Here is a 16,200-nt window from a genome sequence, read left to right as displayed (position 1 = left end):
AGTCACGTAGGGCTTTTTCTTGGAATCAGAAAATCACTTGAGCATAGCTGTCATTAAGAAAGCGTTGCTTTGATGATCTCTTCAATTTTAGCGACAACTTGTTGTGACTTATCGCCGTAAATCGCATCTGGGTGCGGGTTAGCAAACGTGTTGTTGTCGTTATCAAAGTATTGACCGCCTGCTTGTGCGAACTCATCAGACAATGATGCGCGAACCAGAATATCAGAACCGATGCTTAGGTCGCCGCCTGCAATGCCATAAGCGTCTTTCACCATCTTGCTGCCTAGTAACGAAGCTGGGTTGACAGCAACCACCATTGGCCCCGTAGAGCCTAACTCTTTTGCCATCTCACGAGTCCACATAGTGATCGCAAGCTTGCTTTGTGCGTAAGCGTCACCATCAGACATTGGTTTCTTACCTTCTAGCGCTTCGATGTTCACTGCTGCTTGCGCGGCTGAAGACAGGTTCACCACTCGGCTAGATGCATCGAGTACAGGTAGCAGACGTTTAGTCAGATGGTATGGTGAAATGGTATTCACAACAAAACGAACATCTAAACCGTCTTTAGTGATTGGGTTCGGAGTGTTGAACACACCTGCGTTGTTAATCAGTACATCAATCTTATCGCGCTCAGCAATTACTTTGTCAGCCAACGCATCCACATCAGCCAGAACAGACAAGTCTGCCACGTAACTTTGAATTTTCGCTTCCGCAGAGATAGCCACAAGTTGCTGCTCTACGTCTTTGAGTTTGCTTGGGTTACGTCCATGCAATAAAACGTGGTGACCTTGTTGAACAAGTACTTTTGCCGTTTCGAAGCCGATACCATCAGTAGAGCCTGTGATCAGAATAACTTTTTGCATGGAATAGATTCCTTATTAAAGCGCTGACATGGTGAGCGTTTTTAAATGTGTCGTTTCATTGAGGTAAAGAATAGCAACCTTTTATGAAGTTGATAATCAACCGGATTAATAAAACACTATTTAGTTTTTGTTGAAAATGGGGGAGTGAACAAAGCCTCAGTCCGTGCGAAGGAGACGATCAATCGAGTTCTTAGGTCGGAATAGCAGGCAATAAAAAAGCTTAGCGCGGGGGACGCTAAGCTTCGTTGTTAAGTATGTTCTTGAACCATGCTTAGGCTGGTGGGGTTAGCCTACTTGAGAAAAGCTCACTACCTTGCTTTGTAGTTTCTCTTTCAGGTAATCCGTCACCGCTTGCTGCTCGGATTCGCTCATGTATAAGCCAAGTTTGGTTCTGCGCCACAAGATGTCTTCGTCAGTCATCGCCATCTCTTCATTAATCAAGTAATCGATTTCAACTTGATAAACGGCATGGGCTTCGCTTGAGAACTGGATGCCAAGGTCAGCTTCGCTATTTGCGCCTTCCAATAGTTTCCATGTGTAAGTACCAAATTGAGTCACGTAGCGAAGTAATAACGCTTCAGATGCCCAAGGGTATTTCGTGTGGATCATCTTCGCAAGCTGCTCTCTGCTGCAACTAAAGTTACCGCCTGGAAGCGTGTCGTTCGCTGTCCATGGTGCGCCCATGTTGGTTAGGTGTGGCTCAAGCTTGTTCAGTGCCGCTTCGCCGAGCTTACGATAAGTGGTCAACTTGCCACCGAAGATCGAAAGCAGTGGTGCTTGATCAAGCTCTGCGTCCAATTCCAATGTGTAGTCTCGAGTGATCGCTTGTGGTGAATCTGATTCGTCGTCACAAAGTGGTCTTACGCCACTGTATGTCCAAACCACGTCTTCACGGCCAAGCTGTTTAACAAAGTGCTGGTTAACGATATCAATCAAGTAATCCACTTCAACATCATCAATTGCGACGTTACGAGGGTCGCCTTTGTATTCAAGGTCGGTAGTGCCGATGATCGAGAACTTATCTAGGTAAGGGATCATGAATACAATACGATTGTCTTTGTTTTGCAGAATATACGCTTGTGGTTCGTCGTGAATGCGTGGCACAACAATGTGCGAGCCTTTGATCAGACGAATATTACGAGGCGAAGCCTGCTCTAATCCATCATCAAAGAACTGCTTAACCCAAGGGCCAGCCGCGTTAACCAGCGCTTTCGCTTTACGTTCAAAACGTTGGTTTGTCATCACATCAAGAATCGTTACATGCCAAATGTCGCCTTCGCGGTGCGCTTTTTCAACTCGGCAGTAGTTGCGTACTTCTGCGTTGTTTTCTTTCGCCGCTAATACGTTCAGCAATACCATACGCGCATCATCGACCCAGCAGTCTGAGTATTCGAAACCTGTTTTCATTTCTGGCTTCAGTAAACCTGATTGAGCCAAGTTCACCGTTTTACTTCCAGGAAGCGTCGTACGTTTACCTAAGTTATCGTAAAGGAATAGGCCACAGCGGATCATCCAAGCCGGGCGTAAAAATGGTCGGTGCGGTAAACGGAAACGCATTGGTTGTGCAACATGAGGTGCTTTTCTCAGCAACACTTCACGCTCTGCAAGTGCTTCTGAAACTAAACGAAACTCATAATGTTCAAGGTAACGTAAGCCACCGTGGATTAGCTTTGAACTTGCAGAAGACGTCGCAGAGGCGAAATCATTTGCTTCGTATAAACCAACGTTTAGACCACGACCAGCAGCGTCTGCCGCGATACCCGCACCATTGATGCCGCCGCCAATAACGATTAAGTCTAGAGTTGAAGATGTACTATTGTTTGAATTAGTTTGTTGAGCACTCATGGTTTTGACCTCTTTCTGAGCGAACGAGCATTTTAGAACATAATTGAATCGTATATTAACTTTCGTTTGCGGTCATTTATTATTTTCGTTTATGCGCGTTTTATGTGATTTGCGCATAAAAAAACCTTCGCTTATGACAGCGAAGGTTCCAAATAACTCTCATTCGAGCATAGAAGTGATATTAATCATGTTCAAGTGCGACTTTCCAAGTAACAAAAAAGCCCATTATCGATAAAGTGATCTATCAATAATGGGCTCTTTTAATGAACATGATTTCTGAGCGTTTTTTTATTCGTCCGACGCTAGTGGTTGAGACGCGGTCTCGATCACTTCCAATGGGATCGATGAATCCTTGAGGATGTTCAGGATCTCTTCTGGTGGCTGTTTATTGGTGAACACCATGTGTGCTTGAGAGATGTTACCCAGCTTAACCATTGCGTTGCGACCAAACTTACTGTGGTCGACTGCCAGGAAGATGCTGCGGCTGTTTTCGATGATAGCTTGCTTCACTCGAACTTCATGGTAGTCAAAATCAAGCAGTGAGCCGTCAAAGTCGATGCCGCTGATCCCTAGAATGCCGAAATCGAGGCGGAACTGCTTCACGAAATCGAGTGTTGCTTCACCCACGATACCGCCATCACGGTTTCTCACTTCGCCACCTGCCAAGATAACCTTTATCTCTGGGTTTGGTAGCAGGATACTGGCAACGTTGATGTTGTTAGTCACGACTCTGAGTTGTTTGTGGTTTTTGTTCAGCGCGCGTGCCACGGATTCTGGTGTGGTGCCGATATCAACGAACAAGGTTGCACCATCTGGAATGTGTTTAACCAGCTCGTCGGCAATCACATCTTTTTCATTGAAGTTAAGCGCTTTACGCGTGTTGTAAGAGGTGTTTTCTGAGCTAAGAGGAATGGTTGCACCACCGTGATAACGACGGATTTTGTTGCTATCAGCCAGCTCATTGAGGTCTCGTCTGATGGTTTGTGGGCTAACATCGAACTTCTCTACGAGCTCTTCGGTGCTCACATATCCTTGTGTTTTTACCAGGTCTACAATCTGCTGGTGTCTTGGTATCTGCTTCACTTAACTTACCACTCCCTGCACGCTATGGGCTCTAGCGCGTCACAATCGAAAATATTAACTCGCGCTATTGTGCTCGAATTGATGAGGAGAGAGAAGTAATGATAGTAAGGAATTATGTCCAAACCGCAAAAACGTTGATCAAAACATGAAAAATTGGCTCCAAACGCAAAAAAGAGCACAAAATAGTGCTCTTTTTAGTTTCGTTTACTGAGGAACGAACAATTCAATCGATAAGAGAGTGATTATTCGAACGCTCGATTTTACTCTTCGTCGTCATCGTGCAGTTCAGACCAAACTTGTGCACACTTGATAGCACGCTTCCAACCTTTGTAACGGCGGTTACGCTTTTCTTCATCGTGGTGTGGCAAGAACGTACGGTCTAGTACTGCTTTGTCTTGAAGCTCATCGATGCTGTCCCAGAAACCAACTGCTAGACCAGCAAGGTATGCTGCACCCAGAGCCGTTACTTCAGTTACTTCAGGACGGTGAACTTCTGTATCTAGTACGTCTGATTGGAATTGCATTAGGAAGTTGTTCGCTACTGCACCACCATCAACACGTAGGTTTGCTAGCTTGATGCCAGAGTCCGCTTGCATCGCATCCAATACGTCACGAGTTTGGTAAGCAATACCTTCCAGTGTTGCACGGATGATGTGGTTAGAGTTAACGCCACGTGTTAAGCCAACAATCGTACCGCGAGCGTAAGCATCCCAGTATGGTGCGCCCAGACCAGTAAAGGCTGGAACAACGTAAACACCGTTTGACGTATCTACTTTAGTTGCGAAGTACTCAGAGTCTTCTGCGCCAGCCAGTAGCTTCATTTCATCACGTAACCATTGGATAGATGCGCCACCCATGAATACCGCACCTTCAAGTGCATAAGCTGGTTCGCCTGTAGGACCACATGCTAATGTCGTTAATAGGCCGTTCTTCGATGTTACTTTCTCTTTGCCTGTGTTCATCAGTAGGAAACAGCCCGTGCCGTATGTGTTTTTCGCTTGACCAGCTTCAACACACATTTGACCGTAAAGCGCTGCTTGTTGGTCACCCGCAATACCAGCGATTGGAATACGAGTACCGCCTTTACCACCAAGGTTCGTTTGGCCGTAAACTTCAGAAGAGCGTTTCACTTCAGGCATCATTGATGCTGGAATACCCATCTCGTCTAGTAGCTTGCTGTCCCAGCATAGGTCGTTGATGTTAAACAACATAGTACGTGATGCGTTAGTGTAATCCGTAACGTGTACACGGCCTTGAGTCATCTTCCAAACCAACCAAGTATCAACCGTACCGAACAGTAGCTTACCTGCTTCAGCGTCTTCGCGAGCGCCTTCAACGTTGTCTAGAATCCATTTTACTTTTGTACCTGAGAAATACGGGTCAAGGACTAAACCTGTATTGTCACGCACGTAGTCTTCTAGGCCACGTTCTTTAATTTCTTCACAAATTTCTGCAGTACGACGACATTGCCATACGATTGCGTTGTAAACCGGTTTGCCAGTTTCTTTGTTCCATACAATAGTAGTTTCACGTTGGTTGGTGATACCAATGCCGGCTAGCTCATCGCTGCGGATGCCTGCTTTAGCCAGCGCTTCAACCAATGTAGAGCTTTGCGTTGCCCAGATTTCCATTGGATCATGCTCAACCCAACCCGCTTTCGGGTAGATTTGAGTAAATTCACGTTGAGAAGAACTAACGATGTTTGCATCGTGGTCGAGGATTACAGCGCGAGAGCTTGTGGTGCCTTGGTCTAGGGCAACAATGTATTTTTGCTCGGTCATGGTAAGAATCCTTTTTCTTTTGTTATTTATATTTTAGTAAATGTAGGGGCGCTTAGTGATTAAGCTTGAGCTTGTTCAGCTTCTTGTTCTGTTTCACATTGGTTTGGAATTGTGCAGCCTTGGCCTTCAACTGGTAGGTAAGCACCGATAACACGTGGGTACAACCAACCACCAAAACACGCACCAGCAATTGGAGCAAGAATTGGAACGATGAAGTAAGGAATATCACGAGCACCGCTTAGTGCGAAATCCCAACCTGCAAAGTAAGCAAAAAGTTTTGGTCCGAAGTCACGAGCAGGGTTCATTGCAAAGCCAGTCAGTGGACCTAAAGAACCACCGATAACCGCGATAAGAATACCGATCAGTAGAGGGTTCATTGCGCCGCGAGATGCGCCGTTGTTCTCATCACCTAACGCTAAAATGGCAAACATCAACACTGCAGTAATCACGAATTCCACAGCAAAAGCGCCGAAGAAAGAGAGTGAAGCATGTGGGTAAGTCGAGAAGATACCAGCAGTTGATAGTGCGTCTTGGCTGATACGAACGAAGTTATGTGCGATTTCGTAGTCAGTAAATAGGTTGCTGTACAGGCTGTAAACCAATGCTGCAGAGCAGAAAGCGCCAAGCAGTTGCGAAATGATGTAAGGCACCACTTTCGCTTTATCGAAGCCATGGAACATGGCCAGTGCAATCGTTACGGCTGGGTTGATGTGTGCGCCTGAAACGCCGGCAGTACAGTAAATTGCAATCGCAACACCGAAGCCCCAGATGATGCTGATTTCCCATTGTCCGAATGTCGCACCAGTTAATACCAGAGCGGCCACACAGCCAACGCCAAAGAATATGAGTAATCCTGTACCGATAAATTCAGCCAAGCATTGCCCAAATAAAGAAGGGTGTTTGTTTGTTGTCATGTTCGAGTCCTTTTTAGTTTTGCTTATCTAGCACGTGTATTGTGCATATATTTGCGAACTCGAAAATAAACGAACATCAAAAGTGAGCGTTTGAGCATAAAATTGTTAATTAAAGTCACTTGAAATGTTAATCCGAACACTTTTGCTCGAAAAAGATGCTCGCATGAACGTCATTGCTCGAATTGATAGGTTGCGAAGCCGCTCAAACTACCTATATGTAAATGAATGCGCAACTGGTACGAGGAGTTTATGTTTGGATTTGTGATGCTACTTCGTGAGTGGCGGATTATTAGACGTAGCTTGATGATATTTAACGCGCCTTAACATCTGTACTGAACAGAATGTTCTAAATGTGATGTGATACTGGACTTTGTTTTATTATTGTTACTTTTGTTATTGAAATTGCCATCATACTTGAGAACAATCGTCTTATTTAAGCGGGGGATAAGATGCGAATATTGGTAGTTGAAGATGATCGTCTGATCAGTGAAGCAATAGAACAGCGCTTTATCGACCTAGGTCATGGTGTTGATTGTGCCTACGATGGGGCGGTCGCATTCGCCATGATTAGCCATACCGATTTTGATTTAGTGATCCTCGATCTAAACCTGCCCAATAAATCGGGTGAGCAGATCATTAAACGTATTCGCCAATCGTCTGATACCCCTGTTCTCATTCTTACCGCGCGCAGTGAAGTGTTTGACCGAATTCAGCTTTTGGATCTGGGCGCTGATGATTATCTCACTAAGCCTTTTGATTTTGGTGAGTTGGAAGCCCGCTGTCGCGCGATCGTTCGACGTCGTCAAGGCAGCGATCAGAACACAGTGACGTTTGGTGACATTGAGTTCGACAGTGCAGGTTGCATTGTGAAAGTGAAGGGCGAGGTCATTGAGCTTAAACAGCGTGAATATCGCTTATTAGAAATCTTCCTGAACCACCTCAACCGTGTGATGAGCAAAGAAGAGATCATCGACCACTTATATAACTTCGATAACCCACCCAACACTAATGCGATTGAAACCTACGTTGGTCGTTTGAGGAAGGCGCTAGCCAATAGCAATGTTGAGATCAAAACCCTGCGTGGCCTTGGTTACGTGCTCAATAAAGTCGAAGACTGAGCTGAGGTGTATTAGGTGACGGCACTGAGCAAACCTGTCCGATTTCGTTTTCGAACAAAATCGCTGAGATTTCAATTATTGTTCTCAGCGACCTGTCTATTGTGCCTGATTAGTTTGCTCACTTTGGTTGCGGTAAAGCGCTACGCCTATCAAACCACTCAGATGTTTTATGATCGCCAGTTGAATAACGCCGCCCTGCAGATCATAGAGCAGGTTCGTTTTAATGGTTTAACATTCAGTGTCGACATCCCCACCGCGGCCTTCAAATCGCTGGCTGATTCCCCTAGAGATAAGGTTTTCTATCTGGTTGCTAGTTCTTCGAATTCATCGGAGTCTGGTTACATCACGGGTTATAAAGAATTGCTTGATGATCAGTTAGTGCGTGACCAAATCGACCAGTATCAGATTAAGCTCGAACCAGAGGCTGCTTATTTTTACTTAACCTTTAAAGATGAATGGGTGCGTTTGTCTTTGGTCAGTCGCATCATGAATACCCGTGAAGGGCCGCAAAACATTTACGTGCTTGTGGGGCAAACCACACAAGCGAGGCAAGTATGGGAGAAGCAGCTCTCGGACCACGCGGTTAAGCTACTGCTCGCGGTGATGCTAAGTGCACTATTGGTCATCTTTGTGTTGATTGTAAAGGTGCTCAAGCCCGTCAATGAGATCAACAATAAGATGGAGAGGCGATCGAATCTCGACCTGACCCCAATTAACCTCGACGCTCCTGAAGAGGTTGAGCACTTGGTCGACACTATTAATGTGTTCATGTCTCAGCTCGATAAGAACTTAACCAACCTTAAGAACTTTACCGGCGAAGCTGCGCATCAGTTAAAGACACCAATCGCAGGGATTAAAGCCCAAATCGAACTGGCTAAAAGTAAAGCGAGTGATCGTCACACGCTCGATTATTTGGATAAAGTCACCGGTGCGTGCGAGGTGCTTGAGCGCACGGTTGAGCAGCTGTTGAACCACGCGACGATTCGCCATCGTTACCAAAGTATCGAACCTACAGATATTGATTTTAATGAGTTAGTCAAACAAACCAGCCGTGGCTTGGCGATGAATGCACTCAATAAAGACATCGAATTGAGCTACATAGAATCACTTAAATTTCACATTCGAGGCGACAGCTTCGCCTTAACTCAGATGCTGACGAATCTCATTGAAAACTCAATCAAGTATTCCCCCAAAGGCAGCACTATCGAGGTTGAATTAGTACAGCAAGGCAGCAAAGCGGTGCTGTATATTCGCGATTTCGGGCCGGGCATTGATGAGCAAGATAAGCCTCATGTGTTCGAGAAGTTTTATCGCAGCCCGAATGCGATTAGCCAAGGCACAGGGCTAGGGATGAGTATCGCTTTAGATGTTGCTCAAAAATCCAATGCGATTTTGAGCTTGGAAGACACCAACCCAGACGAAACGGATAATCGCGGCCTCACGGTTAAAGTCCAGTTCCCGCATACCTATTGGTGGGAGGTTTAATGATGAAACTAATACTGACTTGGATCGCAGGGCTAATTTCGGCGGCGCTGTTAGCAAGCACTCTATATGTTACGGGTGCCACCGCACAAGCTAATCAAAAGTCTGCTCCCCAAGGCATTGGCAATCGAGCTAACGGCAATGAAGACGCGCTGGTGATCTATGGTGCAGCCTACTTGTCAGAAATGAAGCCACTGCTCGATGACTTTCAGCGTCGAAACCCTGAAATCACCGTTCGCTATCAAGCGATGAGCAGCAACGTATTAGATGCTTATATCCGAGATCAAAAGCCCGACCAACCCGACATCACCATCAGTTCGGTGATGGATCTACAGCTTCGATTGGTCAATGATGGCTATGCGCTTCCTTACCAAATCAACGTGCCGGGTTATAGCCCTCAATCAGGGATTGTCCCGCACTGGAGCCAATGGCGAAACGAGCTGTTTGGCTTTAGTTATGAACCTGCGGTTATCGTGTTTAATGAGTCTTTTCTTGAAGGAAAGGAAGTCCCGCTGAGCCGTGTCGAATTGTTGAGTTTTATTCGTCTTCATAGTGATGAACTGATGGGGAAGATAGGACTGTTTGATATCAGGGATGTTGGTATTGGTTATCTGCTTTGGTCATTTGAACGCGCTCAAACGAGTAACTACGGCCAGTTCTTGGAGCTGTTTAATCTCCATCAGGCTCGCACCTTTGATAGCTCTGCGTCGATGCTCCAAGCGCTGACTGATGGTGATATTGCGATTGCCTACAACATCATGGGCTCGTATGCGAACTCGTGGGAATCGAAGCACAAAGATGTGGTGATTGTGGCGGCCAACGACTACACACCTGTGGTCATTCGAACTGCATTTATTAATAAAACCACGCCTAGGCTAGAACAAGCTCAAGCCTTTATTGATTACTTATTTTCCTATTCAGGGCAGAAGCTGATGGCAAAAGAAACCAATATGCCCCCGGTGCGTACCGATATAAAAAGTGCTAAATCGGCAGCGGTTTTACGTGAGCAGTTTGCCAATCAACTCAAGCCCCTTCCGTTAGATGTCAGCCTGTTGATCTTCTCGGATCAAAGCAAAAAATCCTTAGTGATAACCGAATGGGAGAGCGCTCTTAAAAGCTACGATTAGTTTAGTTGGTAGTTAATTCGATTGCTTTGCAGCAACCCGATCTTGGCTTGGTCATTCAACCGAAATACCGCCGAGTCAGCTACATGACAGTTTCGTTTTTTACTCTTGAAGTCCAAAAATGAGCATGGAATTGCTCTTTCACTTCAAGAGTAAGAGGTTGAACACGGTCATGAACGAGAATATTTCCTGCATGTTGATCCGCGGTGGCACATCGAAAGGCGCGTACTTTCTAGCGAGTGATTTACCTGAAAGTGAGCAAGAGAGAGACGATCTGCTTGTGCGTATTATGGGTTCAGGCGAAGGCCAACAAATCAATGGCATCGGCGGCGGCACGTCACTGACGAGCAAGGTCGCAATTGTGTCTAAGTCGGAGCAAGAAGGGACAGATTTAGATTATCTCTTTGCTCAGGTCGCGGTCGATAAGAAAGAAGTCGATACCAAACCTTCGTGCGGCAATATTCTCTCAGGCATCGTGGCGTTCGCCAGTGAAAATAATTTGGTTAAGTTAAGCAGTCCATCGACCATGTTGCGTGTCAGAAACATCAACACCAATACTATTATCGAAGTTTCCGCCGAAAGCCCAAATGGCCATTTACGTTATGACGGTGATGTGCGTGTGGACGGTGTTCCTGGAACTGGCTCACCAGTTTTGCTTAACTTCTTAGATGTTGGCGGCTCGAAAACGGGCAAGCTATTCCCAACAGGCAACGTGCGTGATCAAGTCAAAGGTGTTGAAGTTTCTTGCTTGGATGCAGCTGTGCCTATGGTGCACATTAATGCCAAAGACTTTGGCTTAGCGGGTAACGAGACCAAGCAACAACTCGATGATAATGCCGAGTTACTTGAGCGCATCGAGTCTATCCGTTTATCTGCAGGTCGCTTAATGGGCATGGGTGATGTGACAGGAAGCGTGGTGCCTAAAGTGTCTTTGTTATCACCACCAACTCAAGACGGACACATTACCTCTCGCTACTTTGTTCCTCAAAACTGTCATGCTAGCCATGCTGTGACGGGCGGGATCTGTGTTGCGGCGGCTTGCATGATTCCGGGTACTGTCGCGCATGAAGTGTGCCAAGGCATTAACTCTGAAACGGTCGTTATTGAGCACCCTAGTGGACAAATCCAAGTCAATATCAAAGTAGAGCCAGGGGAAATTGAGCCTGCGGTTCGTCAAGCGGCTTTGGTGCGTACAGCGCGCCCACTGTTCAAAGGTCAGGTTTACCCGACGTTTTAATCTCAAGCTGCTTTAATGCGTATTCATAATCGCTGGCCATTGGGTTGGCGATTTTTTTTCATTCTCACATTCACACTTACACTCATATTCTTTGTTCGTTCTAATATCTTCCCCGGACCCTAGTAAAACCTCGAGGTTTACTGCACCAATTCGGCGCGCGGTGCTCTGTTTTTGTGCCTTAAAGGGCGATCTTTGTAACACTTTTGTTATCAAAGTGCAGCGTGTCAGTTGGATGACAGGTTCGGTGACTAATTTGTCAGAAACCACAAAAAACAGTCCAGCTGCAGGTAACACGCAGTAAAAAGGATATTAGGAGGCACGATGCTGAACGTACAACTACCCGAAAATACACAATCTTCTACTAAGGGTTCGTTATTCTCGAACGGTTCTTTTCTTATGACTCAAAAATTGTCTAAGCTAAAAGTTTGCCAATCACTCTTGGTCACGCTACTTGGTGTCGGGGCATTATCTCATCACGCACAAGCCGAAGAGGTTTCGTTTAAAGGTGAGCGTGTCGAGTTTGTGATGCCTTACAAAGAGGGCGGCGGTACCGATACATGGGGGCGTTTCTATGCACCTTATTTGTCTCAATCGTTACCGGGCAATCCAGTAGTGGTGGTGAAAAACATCCCGGGTGGCGGCTCAACAAAAGGCGCTAACCAATTTGCTCGCCGTGCGAAAGACAACGGCCTCAACATCTTTGCAAGCTCGGCATCAACCCAATATCCCTATCTTCTTCAAGATCGCCGAGTTCGTTACGACTACAACGATTGGAGCGTGATTCTCGCATCCCCAACTGGCGGCGTTGTGTATGTTTCGCCTAAAACGGGCATCGAGAATGTACAAGATCTTTTCGATAAGAAAGACCAAATCAAGTTTCAATACGCAAGCCAAGGTGCGACCTCAATTGACTTGGTACCACTGCTAGCCATGGATCTACTTGGTTTGGAGGTACAAGCGATTTTCGGCATGCAAGGGCGTGGTGCGGGTCGACTGGCATTCGAGCGCGGCGAAGTGAATATCGATTCTCAAACCAGCTCATCTTACATCGACAAAGTGACACCGTTAGTCAATGAAGGTAAAGCGATTCCTTTGTTTAGCTTCGGTGTATTGGGTGAAGACGGCAAGCTAAAGCGTGATCCTAACTTCCCAGAGCTTCCGCACTTCGCTGAGGTGTACCAGTTGTTCCACCCTGAAGAAGCAGAAACACAAGGCTATGCGGTTTGGCGCTCATTCTTTATGGCCGGGTTTGCCGCTCAGAAGATGATTTTTGTGCCTAAGTCGACACCAGAAGAGATAGTTGCAGCATGGCGCGCATCGGCTTCTGAATTAGTCTCTCAACCTGATTTTCAAAAACGTGCCGTCGAAGTATTGGGTGATTACCCTCAGCTGACTGGCGAACAAGCACAACTCGCACTTAAAGCGGCTATGTCGCTTGATGAAAGCAACCTTGAATGGGTCAGAAATTGGCTCACTACAAACTACAACACTCGTTTCTAAACAGGCTATCCAGAAGCCCAAGAAAATATGAGTCTTAACAACGCTCAGTATTAACTGGCAGTGAGACCGCGACGCAAGATCGTGGCTCACGCCTTTTCATCTCACTTTCTCTGTCGCAACGTAGCTAACGAGTTATTCGATTAAATCGTTAACTCAGTGAGTGCTTCACTCCCATTGTATCGCCGCTGTACGGGTAACACCGTAGGGCTTTGTGCATCAAGGGCTCAGGAAAGCAGTGGTCACGAAAGCGAAAGTGAGTCTCATGATAGAAAGGATTCAACGATGTTTAACGAACTCTTTGCTGCACTGGAAACCATATTAAGCGTTCAGCACATCACCTTTATGTTAGGTGGTGTATTGCTGGGTCTCGCGATTGGTATCTTTCCGGGGCTTGGCGGCATTGCAGGCTTATCATTACTGCTGCCGTTCTTGTATGGCATGGACCCAATTTCAGCCTTGGCGATGCTTATCGGCTTGGTTGCGGTTATTCCCACTTCCGATACATTCACTTCCGTATTAATGGGGATCCCGGGCTCAAGCGGCTCACAAGCAACCGTGCTTGATGGCTTCCCAATGGCGAAGAAAGGCGAGGCGGCTCGTGCGCTTTCTGCCGCGTTTACTTCATCGCTTTTCGGTGGTTTGTTCGGTGCGGTGATACTGACAGGGTTTGTGTTGATCGCTCGACCAGTGATCCTCGCTTTTGGTTCTGGTGAGTTGTTCATGCTGACCTTATTAGGTTTGAGCATGGTCGGTGCGTTGGCAGGTAAGAGCTTGGTAAAAGGTTTGTCGGCGTGTGGCATGGGTGTATTGCTTGGCAGTGTCGGTAGTGCCCCTGCAACTGGCGAATATCGAATGACCTTTGACAACTTCTACCTAATGGACGGCATTCCTCTGGTAGTCGTTGGCTTAGGTATTTTTGCGCTTCCTGAGATTATCGATCTGCTTCGTCAAAATAAGCCAATCGCCAATGCTAGTAAACTTGGCAAGGGTTGGTCTGCGGGCGTTCGTGACTTCTTGGAAAACAAATGGCTCGCAGTGCGTTGTAGTGTAATCGGCTGTATTGTTGGTGCACTTCCCGGCCTTGGTGGCAGTGTCGTGGACTGGATCGCTTATGGTCATGCGGTGCAAACGACTAAGAAAGATCCTGAATTCGGTAAAGGTGATGTGCGTGGTGTTATTGCACCTGAATCGTCGAACAATGCGAAAGAGGGGGGGGGCTTAGTCCCTACGCTGTTATTCGGTATTCCAGGTTCGGGTAGCATGGCAGTGTTCCTTGGCGGCATGGTGTTGGTGGGTTTAGAGCCGGGTCCTGCGATGGTGAGTACTGACCTCGATATTACTTACACGATCGTGTGGTCTTTGGCATTAGCTAACGTGTTTGGTGCTGGCGCTTGTATGCTGATTTCACCTTGGGTGGCTAGGCTGACCACGGTTCGCTATACGTTGCTTGCTCCTTTCATGGTGATGGTGATCTGCTTTGCTGCCTTCCAAGCAACACGTGACCTTGGCGACCTTGTCACTCTATTAAGTATCGGTACGCTGGGTGTGCTGATGAAGCGTTTCGACTGGCCTCGACCTGCGTTCTTGATTGGTTTTGTATTGGCCAACGGTATGGAGACCTACCTATACCAAGCGGTTCAGTTTGATGGTGCTGCATTCTTACTACGTCCGGGTGTGATGATTATTGGTGCGCTGACTGTCTTCTCTCTGTTCTTCATGTGGCGTCAAAGCGCGAAGAAGAACAAGCAGAGCGAAGCCCAAGACGCTTCGATCGAAACTGTTCAACCTTCAGTAAGAATCAGTAACCGCAAGCCTCAGGTTATCTTCGCTGCTTTGGTCAACATCGCGTTTATGTACGGCATTTACGATGGCTACCAACAGAGCTTCTTAGGTGGTGTGTTCACCATCATCATCGCCAGCATTATGTGGGTGTTGTCTGCGGTGGTGCTATTCCAACTGCTGACTAAGCCAGAAGGCGATGCTGTCTATTTTGATAACGAGTATGAGCAAGGCTATGCCTTTGATACCAACAGCATCAGCATGATGCATTACCTGTACTGGCTCGGTGCGTTGATCCTTGGTTGTTACTTTGTCGGCTACGTGATTTCTATTAGCGCGTTCTTCTGCCTGTTCTTGATGAGTAAAGCAGGGTTGAGCTTGATACGTTCCGCATCGGTAACGGTTGCTGCGACAGGGTTCTTACTGGGTCTAACTCACCTAATGGTTTTGGATTTACCGATTGGCTTGTTGCAAGAGGCGGTTGATCTGCCTTGGCCGATTGGATAATGGAAGGAAAGTAATTATGACGATTCGAACTATTATTATGCCTTTTGCTTCTACGGCAAACTCCGCTGAAAGGTTAGAAGGTGCATTGAGTGTTGCTCGGTATTTTGGTGCGCACTTGGATGTATTGCACGCCCAAATTAGCCCGCAACAGTTAATGCCAGAAGAGCGCCAATTGCTACCAAGTAAATGGCTTAGCCGTATTGATCAATTGGTGAATAACTACGTTGCAGAAGATATGAACCAGTCTGAGCTTGAGTTCACCACCTTGTGCGACAAGCTCGAAGTGCCACTGTGCGACAGTGATAACTTAGTGATGAACGACGCCAATAAACTCGTGAGTGCCCAATGGCATAATCTAACGGGTTATCGAGCGGATGTAGTCTCTGAGCGCGGTAAGGTGTCTGACTTAATCATTATCCCTAAACCGCTCAATGGCAAAAGTAGCGTGAGTTTTGACGTGGCGATAGAACATGGCAGTCGCCCCATCTTACTGATGCCACGTGAGCAAAAAAGCTTTAACCCGGAATGCATTATGATTGCTTGGAATGGAGATGATCCAGGTGCGAGGGCTGTGAAAGCAGTGATGCCATTGCTTAGAAAAGCAAAAAACATCGTGGTGGTAACCAGTGAGCGTTCACTCAACAAAAAGCCTAATCAACAAGATTTAAAGCGCTATTTGGGGCTACATAATATCGAAGTGGAGTGTATTTCGTTTAAAGAGGGCAGAATAAAAACGCCTCAAGCGATCCTTGCTCATGCAGAGCAGTTTCATGCTGACTTGATAGTGGCTGGCGCTCTTGCTCATAAGAAGATGCATCAACAGATGCTGGGTGGCGTTACCAGAAGATTATTGAGTAAAACCAACGTGCCTCTGTTCATGGTGAGTTGATTGAATGACCTGAGATTTCATCGAAGTTTAATTGCTGTCATGTCAGGCGCATGACAGCTTAGATTGTTAGAGTAAACT

12 protein-coding genes are annotated in these 16,200 nt (G+C 46.5%); 7 read left to right on the top strand and 5 right to left on the bottom strand.

Annotation, left to right across the window (positions count from 1 at the left end):
• Positions 1 to 53: 53 nt before the first annotated feature.
• The 5 genes from AB4493_RS00230 to AB4493_RS00210 form a co-directional block, all read right to left on the bottom strand.
• The gene (locus AB4493_RS00230; RefSeq protein WP_102394239.1) at positions 54 to 863 is read right to left on the bottom strand and encodes an SDR family NAD(P)-dependent oxidoreductase; all 810 of its coding nucleotides are present in this window, start codon (positions 861 to 863) and stop codon (positions 54 to 56) included.
• A 285-nt stretch (positions 864 to 1,148) separates the two neighbouring features.
• Positions 1,149 to 2,708 (bottom strand): glycerol-3-phosphate dehydrogenase, encoded by a 1,560-nt coding sequence (gene glpD, locus AB4493_RS00225; protein ID WP_372154341.1) that lies wholly within the window; start codon positions 2,706 to 2,708, stop codon positions 1,149 to 1,151.
• A 288-nt stretch (positions 2,709 to 2,996) separates the two neighbouring features.
• Complete coding sequence (locus tag AB4493_RS00220; RefSeq protein WP_004740378.1) at positions 2,997 to 3,791, bottom strand: DeoR/GlpR family transcriptional regulator; 795 nt, start codon at positions 3,789 to 3,791, stop codon at positions 2,997 to 2,999.
• A gap of 260 nt (positions 3,792 to 4,051) precedes the next feature.
• The gene (gene glpK, locus AB4493_RS00215) at positions 4,052 to 5,572 is read right to left on the bottom strand and encodes a glycerol kinase GlpK (RefSeq protein WP_372154340.1); all 1,521 of its coding nucleotides are present in this window, start codon (positions 5,570 to 5,572) and stop codon (positions 4,052 to 4,054) included.
• Positions 5,573 to 5,631: 59 nt separating this feature from the next.
• Positions 5,632 to 6,486, bottom strand: a complete 855-nt coding sequence (locus AB4493_RS00210; RefSeq protein WP_372154339.1) for an MIP/aquaporin family protein — start codon at positions 6,484 to 6,486, stop codon at positions 5,632 to 5,634.
• A 449-nt stretch (positions 6,487 to 6,935) separates the two neighbouring features.
• On the opposite strand from AB4493_RS00210, the gene AB4493_RS00205 reads away from it, so the two are divergent.
• From AB4493_RS00205 to AB4493_RS00175, 7 genes are all read left to right on the top strand, one after another.
• On the top strand, positions 6,936 to 7,604 hold the full coding sequence (locus tag AB4493_RS00205; protein ID WP_016795398.1) for a response regulator transcription factor: 669 nt from the start codon (positions 6,936 to 6,938) through the stop codon (positions 7,602 to 7,604).
• Positions 7,605 to 7,619: 15 nt separating this feature from the next.
• On the top strand, positions 7,620 to 9,089 hold the full coding sequence (locus AB4493_RS00200) for a sensor histidine kinase (protein WP_372154338.1): 1,470 nt from the start codon (positions 7,620 to 7,622) through the stop codon (positions 9,087 to 9,089).
• The gene (locus AB4493_RS00195; RefSeq protein WP_372154337.1) at positions 9,089 to 10,213 is read left to right on the top strand and encodes an ABC transporter substrate-binding protein; all 1,125 of its coding nucleotides are present in this window, start codon (positions 9,089 to 9,091) and stop codon (positions 10,211 to 10,213) included. Before AB4493_RS00200 ends, AB4493_RS00195 begins: the two co-directional genes overlap by 1 nt.
• 169 nt (positions 10,214 to 10,382) lie before the next feature.
• Entirely contained in the window at positions 10,383 to 11,447 is a 1,065-nt protein-coding gene (locus AB4493_RS00190; protein WP_136973630.1) for a 4-oxalomesaconate tautomerase, read from the top strand.
• A 321-nt stretch (positions 11,448 to 11,768) separates the two neighbouring features.
• Positions 11,769 to 12,947: a Bug family tripartite tricarboxylate transporter substrate binding protein gene (locus tag AB4493_RS00185; RefSeq protein WP_372154336.1), complete on the top strand. Its 1,179-nt coding sequence runs from the start codon at positions 11,769 to 11,771 to the stop codon at positions 12,945 to 12,947.
• 282 nt (positions 12,948 to 13,229) lie between these two features.
• The gene (locus AB4493_RS00180) at positions 13,230 to 15,233 is read left to right on the top strand and encodes a tripartite tricarboxylate transporter permease (protein ID WP_136973631.1); all 2,004 of its coding nucleotides are present in this window, start codon (positions 13,230 to 13,232) and stop codon (positions 15,231 to 15,233) included.
• Positions 15,234 to 15,249: 16 nt separating this feature from the next.
• On the top strand, positions 15,250 to 16,122 hold the full coding sequence (locus tag AB4493_RS00175; RefSeq protein WP_136973632.1) for a universal stress protein: 873 nt from the start codon (positions 15,250 to 15,252) through the stop codon (positions 16,120 to 16,122).
• The last annotated feature ends 78 nt before the right edge of the window (positions 16,123 to 16,200 follow it).

It is taken from the genome of Vibrio sp. 10N.222.55.A1 (assembly GCF_041473835.1).
GTDB classification, from domain to species: domain Bacteria; phylum Pseudomonadota; class Gammaproteobacteria; order Enterobacterales; family Vibrionaceae; genus Vibrio; species Vibrio crassostreae_C.
The sequence above is the reverse complement of the archived record's forward strand: the minus strand, read 5'-3'. Positions and strand labels throughout refer to the sequence as shown.

Excerpts from the sequence above, each read along its gene's own strand:
- AB4493_RS00190 (WP_136973630.1), top strand. The coding sequence starts at position 10,383 with ATGAACGAGAATATTTCCTGCATGTTGATCCGCGGTGGCACATCGAAA.
- AB4493_RS00185 (WP_372154336.1), top strand. The coding sequence starts at position 11,769 with ATGCTGAACGTACAACTACCCGAAAATACACAATCTTCTACTAAGGGT.
- AB4493_RS00180 (WP_136973631.1), top strand. The coding sequence starts at position 13,230 with ATGTTTAACGAACTCTTTGCTGCACTGGAAACCATATTAAGCGTTCAG.
- AB4493_RS00175 (WP_136973632.1), top strand. The coding sequence starts at position 15,250 with ATGACGATTCGAACTATTATTATGCCTTTTGCTTCTACGGCAAACTCC.
- AB4493_RS00230 (WP_102394239.1), bottom strand. The coding sequence starts at position 863 with ATGCAAAAAGTTATTCTGATCACAGGCTCTACTGATGGTATCGGCTTC.
- AB4493_RS00195 (WP_372154337.1), top strand. The coding sequence starts at position 9,089 with ATGATGAAACTAATACTGACTTGGATCGCAGGGCTAATTTCGGCGGCG.
- AB4493_RS00205 (WP_016795398.1), top strand. The coding sequence starts at position 6,936 with ATGCGAATATTGGTAGTTGAAGATGATCGTCTGATCAGTGAAGCAATA.
- AB4493_RS00210 (WP_372154339.1), bottom strand. The coding sequence starts at position 6,486 with ATGACAACAAACAAACACCCTTCTTTATTTGGGCAATGCTTGGCTGAA.
- glpD (WP_372154341.1), bottom strand. The coding sequence starts at position 2,708 with ATGAGTGCTCAACAAACTAATTCAAACAATAGTACATCTTCAACTCTA.
- glpK (WP_372154340.1), bottom strand. The coding sequence starts at position 5,572 with ATGACCGAGCAAAAATACATTGTTGCCCTAGACCAAGGCACCACAAGC.